Raw genomic sequence first — 14,854 nt, 5'->3', positions numbered from 1 at the left:
TTACCAGGCTACTAATCTACATTGCTACACGCCGCGCCAGGGCGGGTCTATACATTCCGCCCCCCCGCGCCATGGCGCGTCTCTACATTGCTCCCCCTGCGCTCTCATCATTCCTTCATCCGTTGCTTTTTCTCGGCTTTTGCATCTCTTGTTCCCGCCGCCGCGAGTTCAGCATCCATTAGGGTTTGACCGGTGGCGGCTAAGTAGACATCATCTAAACTAGGTCGAGATTGGGCTATGCCAAAGATGGGTAATCCGGCGTCTTTTAAGGATTGCTGAATGTTAGTCAATGCATCGCTTTGAGGTTTGACGACTAAGTTTAGGGAATTCCCTTGCGCCGTATTAATAATCACTTCTTGGACAAAGGGTAACACCTCAAGCTTTTCCTTAGCATTTTGGGCTTCTTCCATGGGCGAGAATTCCCGGATGCGGAGGGTAATGCGATCGCCACCCACGTTATCCTTTAACTGAGAGGGCGTACCTTCGGCAATGACAACGCCTTTGTGGATAATTGCCACGCGATCGGCTAAGATATCTATTTCTTCCAGATAGTGGCTGGTAATAAATATAGTGGTGCCAGCGTTTTGCAGTTGACGCAGGAAATTCCACACCACCACCCGACTCTCGATATCGAGTCCCACGGTGGGTTCATCAAGAACTAAAACATCGGGTTTATGGAGTAAGCCAGAGGCTAAATCCAGACGCTTGCGGATTCCGCCGGAATAGGTTCCTGTCTTTTTATCGGCATACTCCTGTAAGCCGAGCACCTCTATCATGGTATTGACGCGCTCTTTGGCAATGCTGCTGGGTAGGTGATATAAATCCCCTTGCAGTTGCAGTAACTCCCTACCTGTCAACACTTTATCTAGTGCCACTTCCTGGGCGACATAACCGATGCGGCGGCGGACGGCTCTAGGATTCGCGATCGCAGAAATTCCCGATACCTCAATCTTACCCGCGTCCGGTTTACTTAAGGTACACAGACAGCGAATCGTTGTGGTTTTCCCCGCCCCATTCGGACCGAGTAAGCCAAAAATTTCGCCGGCTTCGACGTTCAGGGATATGTCTTTCACGGCTTCGACTTCCCCGTAGTATTTTTTTAGGTTCTCGATTAAGACGGCGGCAGCCATATATCGTTCTATACCTGAGTTGGCTATACAAATCTAAACAATTAGCTGTCTTCTCATACTAACGCTCATATTCGACATAATCCACTTGTCTATCATCAAGAGGAGGCGGTATTACTTCAGTGCGTCGTCTAGCTGAGGGGGCGTAAGGAAGCGCATTGTAGGGATGGGGAACAACGTAAGTTGTCCGAGATTGACGCGGTTGTTGTTGTCGCGACAGCACCGCCAATAATCCCACCACGACTACACCGCCACTAATCGTTACCGCCATACCCCCCAATCCCCAAACCAAGCCGGAAATAATTGAATTATCCGGCTCAGACTGCGCCAGAGGAGTTACAGGGGGCGCTGCTTCAATCCGAGGTGGTATGAAACTATTGGGATTATTGGGATTATTGGGATTATTTTGTCCCAAAAGATTATCAATCAACGCTTGCTGGTTTTGCACCTGCGCTTTTAACTGTTCAGTTTCGGCGCGTTGCTGCTCCAGCATGGCTCTCATGCGTTCTACTGTAACCTGCTGCTGTTCAAAATCATTTCCGGCAAAACCCGGTGTCGTCTGAGTTGGCATTTGCGGGTTCTGCCCATAAGTAGGATCATAGGGATTATAGGGATTATAAGGATTGCTCTGTGGAAGTTGAGCCGTTTGAGAGGGAGGAGCATTCGTAATGCCAAGACTATCTCCGCCTTTCATCATAAACAGAAGCGCTACCCCCGCAAAGGCAGCCCCTGTCAGGAATGCCATACCATCACTCATCGCTCTTACCTCACATTTAAAACTGAACTACCACTCATTGTCACTGAATAGACTGACTGCCATTGGTGTGACTTTACTCCTTATGAGTTTATACGCCATTGATTCTATTGGGGGGTTCTCTAGCTATTCTCCGTTTTCTAATTGAAAACGAGAAAGGCTCAATTGTCCATCCCTAAGGATCTTAAAACGTTTCCAGGTAGTATCACCAGAGTTATAAGAATTTCTATAGTTCCTGATTTCACGGAAATATACGGAAATCAGTTAGCCAGTGTTACGCAAGAGTGAGGTGTACGACTCTAAATGTATACAGTTAAAGGTAAATCTACTCTACTATAGCCCCTCAATCCGGATATTGCTTTGATTTTAGACGATCCCGCCATCGTGCGATCGCGCCCTCGGCATCACTTCAAAAGCAAGCCAGGGAACATAAGGGGTAGGAGAGAATGTTTCCGGATGAGCGATCGCAGATACCATAGCCGCTTTTTCCGCCTGTGACAACTCTACCCCCGTGAGCAGCGTTCCCGAATAATCACTCATCTCCAGCAGACGATGCTAGCCTGCTTGTGGGACAATAAAACAAGACTGACGCTTGCTTCATGCTTTATCGGATCAATAGTGAATATTAGTCGTCTTGCGGGTATGGGTTGTGCGTCAGGTATCAAAACAGCCGACTTAAAAAGCCACATCTACTGCCGATCACTACATAATTAATCTATGTCCACAGCCCCCAAAATTATCTCAGAAAATCGATGCTTCGGTGGTACAGTTGGCTTTTACTCCCATCACTCTCAAACCTGCAACACTAAAATGCGGTTTGCTGTTTACCAACCGCCTCAAGCCAAATCAGAACGAGTCCCCGTTCTCTATTTCCTTTCCGGCTTAACCTGTACCGAAGAAAATTTCATGGCAAAAGCCGGGGCGCAGCAATTTGCGGCGAAGTATGGATTAATGCTAGTGACGCCGGATACCAGTCCCCGCGATACAGGAATTCCGGGAGAAAATGACGACTGGGACTTCGGTACAGGCGCCGGTTTTTACGTCGATGCGACAGTAGAACCCTGGTCAGATCATTATCAAATGTATAGCTATGTGGTTCAGGAATTGCCGGCAATCATTGCCCAACATTTCCCGGCTCAAATCGATCATCAAGGCATTTTTGGTCATTCCATGGGGGGTCATGGAGCGCTGATTTGTGCCTTAAGAAACCCTGATCAATATACATCCGTTTCCGCTTTAGCCCCCATTGCGGCACCAACACAGTGCCCTTGGGGACAAAAAGCCTTTACAAATTATTTGGGTGAAGATAAAGAAAGCTGGCGCATCTATGATGCTAGCGAATTAGTTTTAACCGTTGGATATAAGCGCCCAATTCTCATTGATCAAGGAACAGCCGATCCCTTTTTAGAAAAGCAGCAATTGCTTCCCGGTATCTTTGCCCAAGCCTGTGAAAAAGCTGGGGTTCCTTTAACATTACGCTTCCAAGAAGGGTATAATCACAGCTATTATTTTATTTCCTCGTTCGTTAAAGACCACATTCGCCATCACGCGGCGGTGTTAAAGCAAAACTGATCCCCTCGAAAAGATTTCTAAATTAGAACCCCAATTGCTTTAAGCAGTCGGGGTTCTGTTAAGTCTAAACCTTAAACTTCTGGGTAATTCGCTTCATCGCCTCTTCCACATTCTCCCGACTATTAAACGCCGAAATCCGGAAATAGCCTTCACCCGCCGCCCCAAATCCAGAACCCGGCGTTCCGACAACATAACAGGTTTGCAGTAACTTATCGAAGAAATCCCAACTGGATAAACCATTGGGTGTCTTCACCCAAATATAAGGTGCATGAACCCCTCCATACACACTTAATCCCGCTTCCGTTAATTTCTGACGAATAATCGTGGCGTTTTCCAAATAAAAGTGAACCAACGCCTTCACCTGCGCTTGTCCCTCATCAGAATACACCGCCTCAGCCCCCCGTTGCACAATATAGGACACACCATTAAACTTGGTAGACTGGCGGCGATTCCACAGCTTCCAGAGTTCCACATCTGAACCATCTGATGCTTTCGCGGTTAAGGTTTTGGGGACAACTGTCAACGCACAACGAGTTCCAGTAAACCCCGCATTCTTAGAAAACGAACGAAACTCGATCGCACAATCTCGCGCCCCTTCAATTTCATAGATAGAATGGGGTAGACTCTCGTCGGTGATAAACGCTTCATAAGCCGCGTCAAAGAAAATAATTGACCCATTCGCTTTCGCATAATCCACCCACGCCTTCAGGTTTTCCTGAGTAGCCGTAGCGCCTGTGGGATTATTCGGGAAGCACAGATAAATCAAATCCACCTGCTGAGACGGAATCTCTGCCGTAAAATTATTCTCGGCGGTAATCGGCAAATATACTAATCCCTCAAATTCACCCTTCTCGTTCACCTCTCTGGTATGTCCCGCCATCACATTTGTGTCCACGTAGACGGGATAAACGGGGTCAGTTACGGCAATTTTGTTAGTTTTGCCAAAAATATCTAGAATATTGCCCGTATCGCACTTAGAACCGTCGGAGATGAAGATTTCCGATGCATCCACCTGACATCCCCGCGCCTGGAAATCCTGGGCGGCTATTTTCTCCCGCAGCCAGGGATACCCCTGTTCGGGTCCATAGCCTCGGAAGGACTCCCGATTCCCCATATCCTCTACCGCTTGAATCATCGCGGTGCGACAGGCTTCGGGTAAGGGTTCGGTAACATCGCCAATTCCCAGTTTAATGATATCGGCATCGGGGTTAGCTTGAGCAAAGGTATTCACCCGGCGGGCAATTTCGGGAAACAGGTAGCCGGCTTTGAGTTTCAGGTAATTATCGTTGATAGTTGCCATAGTGAGTTGCTAAGAACGCCGTAAACCAGCTTACTCCTAACTGTAGCGCTTGCATCACCGACTACTAGGGATGCTACATCGATAGAACTCAATCAATAAAATCATGGGAAACTGTAGAGATGCTTCTTGCATCGCGTCTTCCCGGGGCTCTTTTCACTGTTATCGTTTTTTACCTCACAACAGATGCAACTAAACCCGCCCCGATTGAGTGCCAGGATTAATATTAATCTATCTTTATAATTAAAGCGAATTGGTATGATTGACTATTGATTTCCAGGAATATTGCTGATACAATCCACCCATAATTATTTTTTTGAGACCATAAAATGTTAAGAATATCACAAAAATTGTCTAACTTCAGTCGGTTAAGACAATGGCTTCCCATCAGCCTAATTATGTTATTGGCGACAAGTCTATATCTCTATAAACTTGAGCAACGAGGTCTGTGGATTGATGAGTTCATTAGTATTGCCGATGCTCAAGATGTTAGTTTTAATCGGGGACGCCTTCTCTATTACATCCTTCTCCATTTCTGGATGCTATTCGGTAACCGTGATGCTTGGTTACGAGGACTAGCGATTCTTTTTGCATTAGGCAGTGTTTTCCTGGTTTATCGACTGGGGCGTTATTTGTTTACCGACGCCATTGGTTTAATGGCGGCTTTGATGTTAACCCTTTCGCCCTTATTTATCAATCACGCCCAAGAAGTCCGTTACTACACAATGAGTGTTTGCTTGGGATTAGGGGGAACCTTGGCACTTGCTTATGCTCTTAACCAGCCCACAAATCTTTCCAGTCGCTTTTGGTGGGTTTTTACCAGGTTTCTGGCAATCATTACCACACCACTAAATGGTGCATTGTTATTTCCTGATCTGATTATAATCGGGATGAAATATTATCGGCATCCCTCCCGACTCCTCAAGTTCGGTACAGCATTTTTGCTCATCCTCGTCGCCAGTATTCCTGTTGGTTTATCGGTTCAAGACTCATCCGGAGCGCATCGGTTAAGTCTGCCGATTCCGGGTGTGAATGAGGTGTTACGGGAACTAAGAATATTGACCGCTTTTTCCTACCCACCACCTCCCCCTTATCTAACTCGCTTTCTACAACTTTATATCCTCATGGTGGTGGCTGTCATCGGGATTGCTGTTTTCCGGAAACGACAATCAGAGAAGCTGATTTGGGTTTTAGCTTGGGCATTTGTGCCAACAGCAACCATTTTAGTATTTTCTCTCCTCTTTTTCTCAATTTGGAATACCCGTTATGTGATGCTTGTCTTGCCGTACATTCTCATCCTTATAGCGATTGGATTTCGAGAGATTTGGTCTCAGTGGCGTCCCATTGCTTGGGGGATAGCCGTTGTTTATGCTATTGCTGTCAGTAGTGGTTTATTTTACTATTACACCACCCAAAAACGCTACATGGGAGCATCAGATCATTATCGCCGCGTCGCCCAACTCATCAACGCTAATGAAAAACCCAATGATATTATTGTCTGGTCAATTATTCATGAATTAGCTTTACCGCTCGAACACTATCATCGCGGTTCTGCTCCCATTTATGTCAAAAATTTAATTGAATTTGAAACTAATAAAGACGACATTCAAAAAATTGATGTAGAAAATTGGCTGCGCGAATTACCACCAATTGAATCACGTTTATGGATTGTTTATGGCAATACAACTAATCAGGTACTACGGCAGGGAATTGAAGAAAAATTTTATCTTGAACTTGAACAAAAAATCGGTGGCTTGAATGTATTTCTAGTTAAACCAAAGCCCCAGGATTAGATTAATACCGAGTTGCGCTCAAACATAGTAGATAGGAAAAGCAGGGGAGGCAGGGGAGGCAGGGGAGGCAGGGGAGGCAGGGGAAGCAGGGGAAGCAGGGGAAGCAGGGGGAGAGAAAGTTATATCTTTGAATGCAACTTGGTATAAGGCTTATTCGGGGTTTATAGGACGGCACATTTTCCCATGATATAAAAATACCTAAAATCTCCAGAAAAGTCAACCCCCAACCTACACCCATAACACCCAAAAATTATCGCCTTTAGGGAACCTTTCGGTATAAAGCACTGTGAGGTAACACCCGCAATACCTCGGTTAACGTAGTAACTCCCTGCGTCACCTTTTCAATTGCCGCCATCCGAAACGAATCAAAACTAATTTCCTCTAAATACTGATGTAACTGAGTCATACTTCCCTCATAAATTAACTGCCGCACCCTATCATCAACATTTAAAATTTCCACAATCGCTTCCCGCCCTAAATAGCCAGAATTAAAGCATTTAGAACAACCCTTTCCCTGACGCCAAGCTTGGGGATTTGCCTCCTCCCTCGATACCCCTAATTTTCGTAAATCCTTTTCCGTAGGATTATAAGGTTCGGCACAGTGAGGGCAGATTTTCCGGACTAAACGCTGTGCCACAATCCCTAATAACGCATCACTGACTAAACCCGGATCAGGTCCAATATCTTTCAGCCGAGGAATCGCACTCACGGCATCATTAGTATGCAACGTGGTTAAAACCAAATGTCCCGTTAATGCAGCACGAATCGCCGTTTCTGCCGTTTCGTTATCCCGGATTTCGCCCACCATAATAATATCCGGATCTTGGCGTAAAATAGCACGTAAACCCGCCGCTAATGTCATCCCCGCCGCTTCATGAACTTGGGTTTGAGTAATCCGAGGTAAAACATATTCTACCGGATCTTCTACCGTCACCACATTCACATGTTCAGTTGCCACAAATTGCAAGGAATTGTACAATGTACTGGTTTTTCCCGAACCCGTGGGACCGGTAAGAATAACCATTCCTTGGGGTTGTTGTAACCAATTCTTATAGATATTCAGTTTCTTCTGTGAAAATCCCAAATCGGCTAAACCCGAAAAGGGATTTCGTCGGGGAAGTAAGCGAATTACTACTTTTTCTCCTCCCACACAAGGAAGGGTACTCACCCGCATATCCAAACCCAAATCGGTTTCGTCACCAGAGGTATAATTTTCGCCAATCCGCCCATCTTGGGGGCGGCGACTTTCCGCAATATCCATATTAGACATTACTTTCAGGGCGACAATACAAGGGCGACTAATATCAGCGGGTAGGGTGGTAATATCCCGGAGAATCCCATCAATCCGATACCGCACTCGCAATCCTTCCGGTGTAGGTTCCAGGTGAATATCGCTGGCACGGTTGCGGAGGGCACCGGAGATAATGGTTTTAATCCGGGTAATTTGGTTATCGGCTTTCTTGAGATAAAGTTCGGTGGTTTCAGTAATATCTTCGGGTTCTGATTCCCCAGTAATCGGATTAACCGGGGACGTAGATGTGATATTATTACCGTTATAGGTTTGACTCAGATGCCAAGTGCGATAACTCTTGGGGGCTATGGGAATAAATTTAACCTCCGTCAGGGTGCGATCGCACAATGTCTGAATCGCTTCTGGTGTCAGAGAGATGGGACATCCCAAATAGTAGCAACCGCGCCAAAGTAACAGGGGAATCACCGGGGGTAAATCGCTGCGATTAGAGAGTTGGCGAAAGAAGCGAGTGCTGACTTCGGCGTCAAGTTGATCTTGGTTGAGGATTCCGCGATTATCGATTAAGAGTTTGAGGGCAAATTCACAGCTAATTTCTCGGTTTACTAATTTCTGCCAAGCCGTCTTTTGGCTAGGCATTAAAGGAGTAATCGTCATAATGTTTTTCTGAATTCTATTGTTTACAAAAGTTTACAAGTCTTAATTTCACAATAACGGAATTGCCTTTTAATTGTCAAATTGGATCGTTGTTTACCCTTTTGGGTGGCAATTGTAGGGGCGCACCGACGTGCATTGGTGTCAACTTAAGCGCTAAAAGCAGGGGGAGCAGAGGGAGCAGGGGGAGCAGAGGGAGCAGGGGGAGCAGGGGGAGCAGAGGGAGCAAGCAACACGCCCCAGTTTGTATCGAACTGCTCGAAACAAGCAAAAAGCCGGAGAAGCGGATCACTTAAATCCACTTCACCGGCTTCGTGAGACTCACACCCATCAAATGCCTGATGTATCTAACAGATATTGACTGATTTGTCCTTGTGTCTCAGCAGTGCCAGTCCTCTCAACTGTGCGACATGGCGATATGTCCAACTGAATCCATTAAATATCCTATGTCCCTAGAAAAACCTACCCGAAGGTATCAAAAGGTATCAAAAGGTATCAACTTCAAACTTTTCCTAAACTGGGTGGTTAACCGCAGCGACACAAGACTTGATCATCTGCTCCCCCGGCTTCTCCCTTGATTCCGTCTGATTCTGTTGTGAGGTAAAAACCTGACGATTTTGAAATAAAATAAACGCAGCTACGGCAATTAAAAAATAACCAAAAATCTTTTGTAACTGTTGGGCTTTTACATACTGCGCCAAATACGCCCCACCTAAAATCCCCACACTCGCCGCCACAATAAACAAACCCATTAATCCCCAATCAAGGGGAACTTGTCCCAAATATCCCAGAAATCCAGCCACCGAGTTACAGGCAATAATTAATAATGAAGTCCCCACAGCTTCCTTCATCGGCGTATTTCCTAATAATACCAACGCTGGAACGATCGCAAACCCACCCCCAACCCCGACTAAACCCGTCAATACGCCCACTCCTAACCCTTCAGTTAGCATCCACAACCAACAATATTTACACACTGGTGCAGGATAATACTGCAAGTCGTGATCGGGTTTAGTTGATTTACGACTTTTGCGGATCATAAATCCAGCCGCAATCATCATCATTACCGCAAATAAAATAAGCTGAAATGTTCCGCTGACAAAAAAGGCTAACTTTGCCCCCAAAAACGCGCCTAACATCGTCGCCGCGCCGAACATAAACGCCTTTTTGAAATTCACATTTCCTCGCCGCCAGTGCGGGATAACCCCAATCAGGCTAACGGTTCCCACGATAACCAACGTCATCGCGATCGCGCTTTTCGCTTCCACCCCCATTACATACACTAAAATGGGCAAGGCTAGCACCGAACCTCCGCCACCCATTAACCCCAAACTAATACCAATTCCGGCGGCGAGAATTAGCCCAATTATCCAAGTCATCATTTGTCATTTGTCCTTGGTTATTTTTAATGGGTCAACACCCTGTAGGGTGGGCATTGCCCACCAACCTTAAATCAGTAACCTATCACATTTAAACTCTTTGGTTGTAAGGAAGTTTTGCCAGTAACATACCCATCGCACAGGTTCCACTCACCCCAGCAAAGACCAATCCTGCACCAACAAAACCACTCAAAATTAAAAACCAAGGAGAGACAAACGCGCCCAATACGGTTCCCGTAAAGACTAATGTACCTGCCACAATTTGCACTTGTCGGAATAAACTAATTGGCGCATTTTTATTCACCTGGGTTTGATAACTAGCCGCTTTCCAAGTTGGCAATCCGCCTTGAAGATGAGTCACGGATTCAACTCCCGAATCGAAGAGTTTTTGGGCGGCTTTTTTTGAGCGATTCCCGCTTTGACAGTACAATACAACCTGTTGATCTGTTTCCGGTTTAACCTCTGCGGGATTCAGGTTAGACAGTGGCATTAATTTTGCCCCAGGAATATGTTCGCTAGCATATTCTCCCGGTTCCCGCACGTCAATGAGCATCACTTGTTGACGATCCAGCCATTGTTTTAAGGTTTGGGCATCAATTTCTTGTAGATTGTTGGCATTGGCTAAAACCATGAGTTTTTCTCCTTATCTATGTGCAAAAGTTTCTAACTTAACCTATTGGTGTAGACTTCTACAGAAATCCCTGTTTTTTATGCTTTTATCGCTACTTTGCCACAGCGTTCGTTAGCGGGAACAGCTTCCATAATCTTTTTGGGGTCAGGAAGATTTAGGTTATTCATCAATTCGATAAAGCTGGCGCGATCGCGATTCGCTAATCGGGGATTCCATTGTTTTTCTTCGCCAATTGTGGAGACGGTATGTCCCCGATAATCATGTCCGGGATACACCAGGGTTGCATCGGGTAAACTAAATAACTTTTGGGTAATGGAATCAAACAATGTGCTTGCATCACCGCTTTGGAAATCAGTTCGACCGCATCCCCGAATTAACAGAGAATCCCCAGTCAGAACCCGATCGCGATTCACCCAATAGGCGTTATGACTATCGGTATGACCCGGAGTTGCGATCGCCACAATCTCAACTGAACCCACCATTAATACCTCACCATCCCCCAAGAAGCGGTCAGCACAAGTAGCAGAGGCATTTTGGGGAACCACACCCTGACATTGGGTCTTCTCGCGCAGTTGGGCGGTTCCGGTGACGTGATCGGCGTGAATGTGCGTTTCTAGGCAATACTGTAGGGTTAATCCCAACTCATCGAGAAGTTTGCGATCGCGATCCACCTGTTCTTTGACCGGATCGACCAAAATGGCGTCTTTTGTGGTTACATCAGCGATGAGGTAGGTATAGGTGCTCGTTTCACTGTCAAACAGTTGACGAAATAGCATTGGCTTATCTCCCTGTGACTGGTTTGATTTACTTATTTACTAAATTACTATCTAGCTATATTGACATTATCTCACCCCAGAGATACCTGTCAAGAGGGAGATGGGGAGATGCATGCATTCGTAGGGGTGAAGCATTCGCGCCCAAATCTATCGGTTTTCTACCAAAGTCCCAACGCGAATGCTTCACCCAATCCCCGGTTTGCCAATCCCCGGTTCGCCAATGACCAATGAAAAATGACCAATGACCCATAACAAACTCGCTAAAATAAACAAAAGTAGAGTCAGGAGCCAGTTTACTGGAAGTCGCCTATCGAAACGATCTATGGCAATCTTGTCGGCTTAAAGCCCAGCCAACTCAAACAACTGCAACGCCTATATCAACAGCGCTTACCCGGCGATCGCTTGACCACACCGGAATTTGCCCAACGGTTGGCAGCGATTAGTGCGGATATCAAACAGCCACTGTGTACCTACCTCAATCGCCGAGGACAGGTGATTCGGGTAGGAGTAGGAACACCCACTCAAACCAAAATCTCCCCCTTGGAATTACCCCGCTATGGTGCAGAACGATTGTGTGGGATTCGCTGCATTGCGACTCAACTCAAATCACATACCCTGCGTAACGCCGACTTAACCGCCATGGCGATTCAGCGTTTGGATGCTTTAGTCATGCTCACCGTGAGTGAGTCGGGATTTGAACGGCGGGGGGGTGGCGCCACCGGATATGTGCAAGAAACCTATTTAGCCCATCTGATTCCAGTTACTCACTCCTCCAGACAAGATGGTGATAGTCAACCCAATTGGCTTATGTCCCCACCATTAAGTCTGGATCTGTTGACAAAACAAGATTTCTTGGATTTAGTCGAAGGACTCGAAGCCGAATTTCGCCGTGAATTTATCGCCCAACATGTTGATGTCGATCAAGATCGAGTGTTGATTGTGGGGGTGATGACAGGGGATATAACCAAGGAACGCTTTGAAGATGGGTTAGCCGAAATTGCCCGACTGGTGCAAACCGCCGGAGGGGAAGTATTACAGACGATGCGACAGAAGCGATCGCACCCTCATCCCCAAACCGTTGTCGGCGCGGGAAAAGTGCAGGAAATTGCCCTGACGGTGCAGACATTAGGGGCAAATCTGGTCGTATTTGACCGCGACTTATCCCCCGCCCAAGTCCGCAACTTAGAAGCCCAAACCGGGGTAAGAGTCGTTGATCGCACCGAAGTAATATTAGATATATTCGCCCAACGCGCCCAATCCCGTGCCGGGAAATTACAGGTCGAATTAGCGCAGTTAGAATACATGATGCCACGCCTGACAGGTCGAGGTCAAGCTATGTCCCGGTTAGGGGGCGGAATTGGCACTCGCGGTCCTGGGGAAACCAAACTGGAAACCGAACGCCGTGCAATTCAGCGCCGGATTGCCCGATTGCAACAAGAGGTGAACCAGTTGCAGGCACATCGATCGCGGATGCGACAACGACGCCAGAAGCAGGATGTACCGACTATTTCTGTTGTTGGTTACACAAATGCTGGCAAATCGACGTTGTTAAATACATTAACTAATGCCGAAGTCTACACAGCCGATCAATTGTTTGCCACCCTCGATCCCACCACCCGACGCCTACCGATTACCGAGACGGAGACAGGGGAATCGATTAATATTCTGCTCACCGATACCGTGGGATTCATTCACGAATTACCACCCCCCCTCGTCGATTCCTTCCGCGCCACCCTAGAAGAGGTGACAGAAGCCGATGCTTTAATACATCTGGTGGATTTATCCCATCCCGCATGGCAAAATCATATTCGTTCAGTCATGTCCATTTTGGCAGACATGCCCGTGACACCCGGACCGATTTTGGTGGTGTTTAATAAGATTGACCAAGCAGACAGCGATACCCTAGCCGTAGCCCAAGAAGAATTTCCCCAAGGGGTATTTATTTCTGCTAGCCAGCGGTTAGGGCTAGAAACCCTACGACAGAAATTAGCCCAGTTAGTTGAGTATGCGATCGCACCGCAATAAATTTTGAGTTTTGAGTTCTGTGTAGGGGCGGGTTTCACTACTATCTTTTTGGTTACACCCAGATGTAACTAAACCCGCCCCTAAACCCGCCCCGACTTTATCCGTCGCTTCCCTAGTCGGACAGGGTTTTGAATGCAATACTTCTGTGAGGAATGACAAATGACGAAATATCCGTTGTGTTAGATTATTGGATGGATGGATATAGAGTGCATCGTTGAACAAACATTATTGAGTTAGGCGAGTTATGAAAAATAAGCCCTCACATCTGGATCAGTATGTCCGATCACTCACACCATTAACAGCTATTGTCTTTGCCGTAGAAATCAGTTTGGGCACAACCGCCGCACAAGCCCTACAATTTAACTTTAGTCCGTCATCGGGGACTTCTCAACAGGCACTCAATGGATTCACGGCGGCTGGAGAGCTTTGGTCTGATCTATTAATCGATGCTGTTACCATCAACATTAACATTGGTTTTGAGTCGCTGGGTTCTAACATTTTAGGTCAGGCGAGTAGCAACAGAGTTGACAAGAAATATGCTAATGTTCGCAATGCCTTAAGCAATGACCGATTATCTACCGATGATTATACAGCCGTTGCCAATCTGCAAACCGGTGCGTTTCTTGATTTTCTGACGACCGATCCATTTTCGGGTAATAGGATCAGGGATAATAATGACACCACCAATAATTATTATCTGGATATCAACCGAGCAAATGCCAAGGCTCTCGGCTTAATCAGAGGGAACCATCGCTCGACTGATGCGACGATTAAATTCAACAGTGACTTCAATTTCGACTTTAATCGTAGTGATGGAATCAGCAGTAATGCTTTCGATTTCGTGGGAATAGCGGCTCATGAAATCGGTCATGCTTTGGGGTTTTCTAGTGGCGTAGATACTGTAGACTACTATTCCGAACCCGATGGACTAGGCGCTCCCTTATCACTTGATGGGTACAGAATTTTTAGCCCACTGGATCTATTTCGCTACTCTGAAAATAGTGCCAACCGGGGTATTTTGGACTTAGCCGCCGGTAGCACGGCGTATTTTTCCATTGATGGGGGGGAAACAAACCTGGGTTTATTTGCCACGGGTAGCTATAACGGAGATGGACACCAAGCCAGTCACTGGAAGAATAACCAAAGTTTGGGAATCATGAACCCGACAGTAGGAAGTGGCGAACTCTTAAGCATTAGCGATTTGGATTTGCAAGCATTTGATGTTATTGGTTGGGATCTGGCAAGTAATAGTACGGGTTCTGCTAATAATCTTCTCAGTACATCCACGGATAACCAAGTTTCCGATATCGAGAATTTTGCCGTTGCTAATCAGTCCTTGACGAGTACAGATGATGTAACCTCAGTACCAGAACCAACCTCCGTGGTTGGGTTAATCGCCCTGGGTGTAGGATTCGGGTTAAAACGGTGTCGGCGCGATAGTCGTTAACCTGTGGCGTTTTCCCCAGTAGGGGCGGGTGTTACCGTTATCATTACTAGCCCCAGCCAAATATAGCAACCGCCAAAACAGTTAGGACACCAAACGTGCTTTAAACCGGGCGCAAGGCTTGCGCCCCTACAACCGGGCGCAAGCCTTGCG

The 14,854-nt window shown here is 46.6% G+C and carries 14 protein-coding genes; 5 read left to right on the top strand and 9 right to left on the bottom strand.

Features of this window, described 5'->3' with window-relative positions; all coding sequences use genetic code 11:
• Window positions 1–107: 107 nt before the first annotated feature.
• The 3 genes from RLO19_RS26430 to RLO19_RS26420 all read right to left on the bottom strand — a co-directional run bounded on the left by RLO19_RS26430 (window position 108) and on the right by RLO19_RS26420 (window position 2,421).
• The gene (locus RLO19_RS26430; protein WP_446360362.1) at window positions 108–1,130 is read right to left on the bottom strand and encodes an ATP-binding cassette domain-containing protein; all 1,023 of its coding nucleotides are present in this window, start codon (window positions 1,128–1,130) and stop codon (window positions 108–110) included.
• 58 nt (window positions 1,131–1,188) lie between these two features.
• Entirely contained in the window at window positions 1,189–1,884 is a 696-nt protein-coding gene (locus tag RLO19_RS26425) for a hypothetical protein (protein WP_446360361.1), read from the bottom strand.
• A gap of 363 nt (window positions 1,885–2,247) precedes the next feature.
• Entirely contained in the window at window positions 2,248–2,421 is a 174-nt protein-coding gene (locus RLO19_RS26420; RefSeq protein WP_446360360.1) for a hypothetical protein, read from the bottom strand.
• 177 nt (window positions 2,422–2,598) lie between these two features.
• Between RLO19_RS26420 and fghA the strand changes: the two genes are divergently transcribed.
• Window positions 2,599–3,453, top strand: coding sequence for an S-formylglutathione hydrolase (fghA, locus tag RLO19_RS26415; protein WP_446360359.1), 855 nt, complete (start codon window positions 2,599–2,601; stop codon window positions 3,451–3,453).
• 64 nt (window positions 3,454–3,517) lie between these two features.
• Here the strand turns inward: fghA and RLO19_RS26410 are convergent, their stop codons facing one another.
• Window positions 3,518–4,753, bottom strand: a complete 1,236-nt coding sequence (locus tag RLO19_RS26410) for an LL-diaminopimelate aminotransferase (RefSeq protein ID WP_446360358.1) — start codon at window positions 4,751–4,753, stop codon at window positions 3,518–3,520.
• 326 nt (window positions 4,754–5,079) lie between these two features.
• On the opposite strand from RLO19_RS26410, the gene RLO19_RS26405 reads away from it, so the two are divergent.
• Window positions 5,080–6,543 (top strand): glycosyltransferase family 39 protein, encoded by a 1,464-nt coding sequence (locus RLO19_RS26405; RefSeq protein WP_446360357.1) that lies wholly within the window; start codon window positions 5,080–5,082, stop codon window positions 6,541–6,543.
• Window positions 6,544–6,802: 259 nt separating this feature from the next.
• Here RLO19_RS26405 and RLO19_RS26400 read toward each other — a convergent pair whose 3' ends face one another.
• The 4 genes from RLO19_RS26400 to RLO19_RS26385 form a co-directional block, all read right to left on the bottom strand.
• A complete protein-coding gene (locus RLO19_RS26400) occupies window positions 6,803–8,449 on the bottom strand; it encodes a GspE/PulE family protein (RefSeq protein WP_446360356.1) in 1,647 nt (548 codons plus the stop codon).
• A gap of 509 nt (window positions 8,450–8,958) precedes the next feature.
• Window positions 8,959–9,828 carry a sulfite exporter TauE/SafE family protein gene (locus RLO19_RS26395; protein ID WP_446360355.1) on the bottom strand — a complete coding sequence of 290 codons (870 nt, stop codon included), beginning with the start codon at window positions 9,826–9,828 and terminating at the stop codon, window positions 8,959–8,961.
• An 88-nt stretch (window positions 9,829–9,916) separates the two neighbouring features.
• Window positions 9,917–10,456, bottom strand: a complete 540-nt coding sequence (locus RLO19_RS26390; protein WP_446360354.1) for a rhodanese-like domain-containing protein — start codon at window positions 10,454–10,456, stop codon at window positions 9,917–9,919.
• 77 nt (window positions 10,457–10,533) lie between these two features.
• Window positions 10,534–11,232, bottom strand: coding sequence for an MBL fold metallo-hydrolase (locus RLO19_RS26385; RefSeq protein ID WP_446360353.1), 699 nt, complete (start codon window positions 11,230–11,232; stop codon window positions 10,534–10,536).
• 108 nt (window positions 11,233–11,340) lie between these two features.
• Here RLO19_RS26385 and RLO19_RS26380 point away from each other — a divergent pair, with 108 nt between their 5' ends.
• Both RLO19_RS26380 and hflX read left to right on the top strand, forming a co-directional pair.
• Window positions 11,341–11,463: a hypothetical protein gene (locus RLO19_RS26380; protein WP_446336202.1), complete on the top strand. Its 123-nt coding sequence runs from the start codon at window positions 11,341–11,343 to the stop codon at window positions 11,461–11,463.
• Between the two features lie 78 nt (window positions 11,464–11,541).
• The gene (gene hflX / locus RLO19_RS26375) at window positions 11,542–13,257 is read left to right on the top strand and encodes a GTPase HflX (protein ID WP_446360363.1); all 1,716 of its coding nucleotides are present in this window, start codon (window positions 11,542–11,544) and stop codon (window positions 13,255–13,257) included.
• On the opposite strand, the gene RLO19_RS26370 is transcribed toward hflX, so the two are convergent.
• On the bottom strand, window positions 13,228–13,479 hold the full coding sequence (locus RLO19_RS26370; RefSeq protein WP_446360352.1) for a hypothetical protein: 252 nt from the start codon (window positions 13,477–13,479) through the stop codon (window positions 13,228–13,230). The two genes, hflX and RLO19_RS26370, sit on opposite strands and share 30 nt — an antisense overlap.
• A gap of 22 nt (window positions 13,480–13,501) precedes the next feature.
• Here RLO19_RS26370 and RLO19_RS26365 point away from each other — a divergent pair, with 22 nt between their 5' ends.
• Complete coding sequence (locus RLO19_RS26365) at window positions 13,502–14,704, top strand: NF038122 family metalloprotease (RefSeq protein WP_446360351.1); 1,203 nt, start codon at window positions 13,502–13,504, stop codon at window positions 14,702–14,704.
• The last annotated feature ends 150 nt before the right edge of the window (window positions 14,705–14,854 follow it).

Source organism: Coleofasciculus sp. G2-EDA-02, assembly GCF_040226375.1.
Lineage (GTDB): Bacteria > Cyanobacteriota > Cyanobacteriia > Cyanobacteriales > Coleofasciculaceae > Coleofasciculus.
The sequence above is the reverse complement of the archived record's forward strand: the minus strand, read 5'-3'. Positions and strand labels throughout refer to the sequence as shown.

What these genes read in the sequence shown, in the direction of transcription:
- RLO19_RS26430 (WP_446360362.1), bottom strand. Translation starts at nt 1,130, where the DNA reads ATGGCTGCCGCCGTCTTAATCGAGAACCTAAAAAAATACTACGGGGAA.
- RLO19_RS26425 (WP_446360361.1), bottom strand. Translation starts at nt 1,884, where the DNA reads ATGAGTGATGGTATGGCATTCCTGACAGGGGCTGCCTTTGCGGGGGTA.
- RLO19_RS26420 (WP_446360360.1), bottom strand. Translation starts at nt 2,421, where the DNA reads ATGAGTGATTATTCGGGAACGCTGCTCACGGGGGTAGAGTTGTCACAG.
- fghA (WP_446360359.1), top strand. Translation starts at nt 2,599, where the DNA reads ATGTCCACAGCCCCCAAAATTATCTCAGAAAATCGATGCTTCGGTGGT.
- RLO19_RS26410 (WP_446360358.1), bottom strand. Translation starts at nt 4,753, where the DNA reads ATGGCAACTATCAACGATAATTACCTGAAACTCAAAGCCGGCTACCTG.
- RLO19_RS26405 (WP_446360357.1), top strand. Translation starts at nt 5,080, where the DNA reads ATGTTAAGAATATCACAAAAATTGTCTAACTTCAGTCGGTTAAGACAA.
- RLO19_RS26400 (WP_446360356.1), bottom strand. Translation starts at nt 8,449, where the DNA reads ATGACGATTACTCCTTTAATGCCTAGCCAAAAGACGGCTTGGCAGAAA.
- RLO19_RS26395 (WP_446360355.1), bottom strand. Translation starts at nt 9,828, where the DNA reads ATGATGACTTGGATAATTGGGCTAATTCTCGCCGCCGGAATTGGTATT.
- RLO19_RS26390 (WP_446360354.1), bottom strand. Translation starts at nt 10,456, where the DNA reads ATGGTTTTAGCCAATGCCAACAATCTACAAGAAATTGATGCCCAAACC.
- RLO19_RS26385 (WP_446360353.1), bottom strand. Translation starts at nt 11,232, where the DNA reads ATGCTATTTCGTCAACTGTTTGACAGTGAAACGAGCACCTATACCTAC.
- RLO19_RS26380 (WP_446336202.1), top strand. Translation starts at nt 11,341, where the DNA reads ATGCATGCATTCGTAGGGGTGAAGCATTCGCGCCCAAATCTATCGGTT.
- RLO19_RS26365 (WP_446360351.1), top strand. Translation starts at nt 13,502, where the DNA reads ATGAAAAATAAGCCCTCACATCTGGATCAGTATGTCCGATCACTCACA.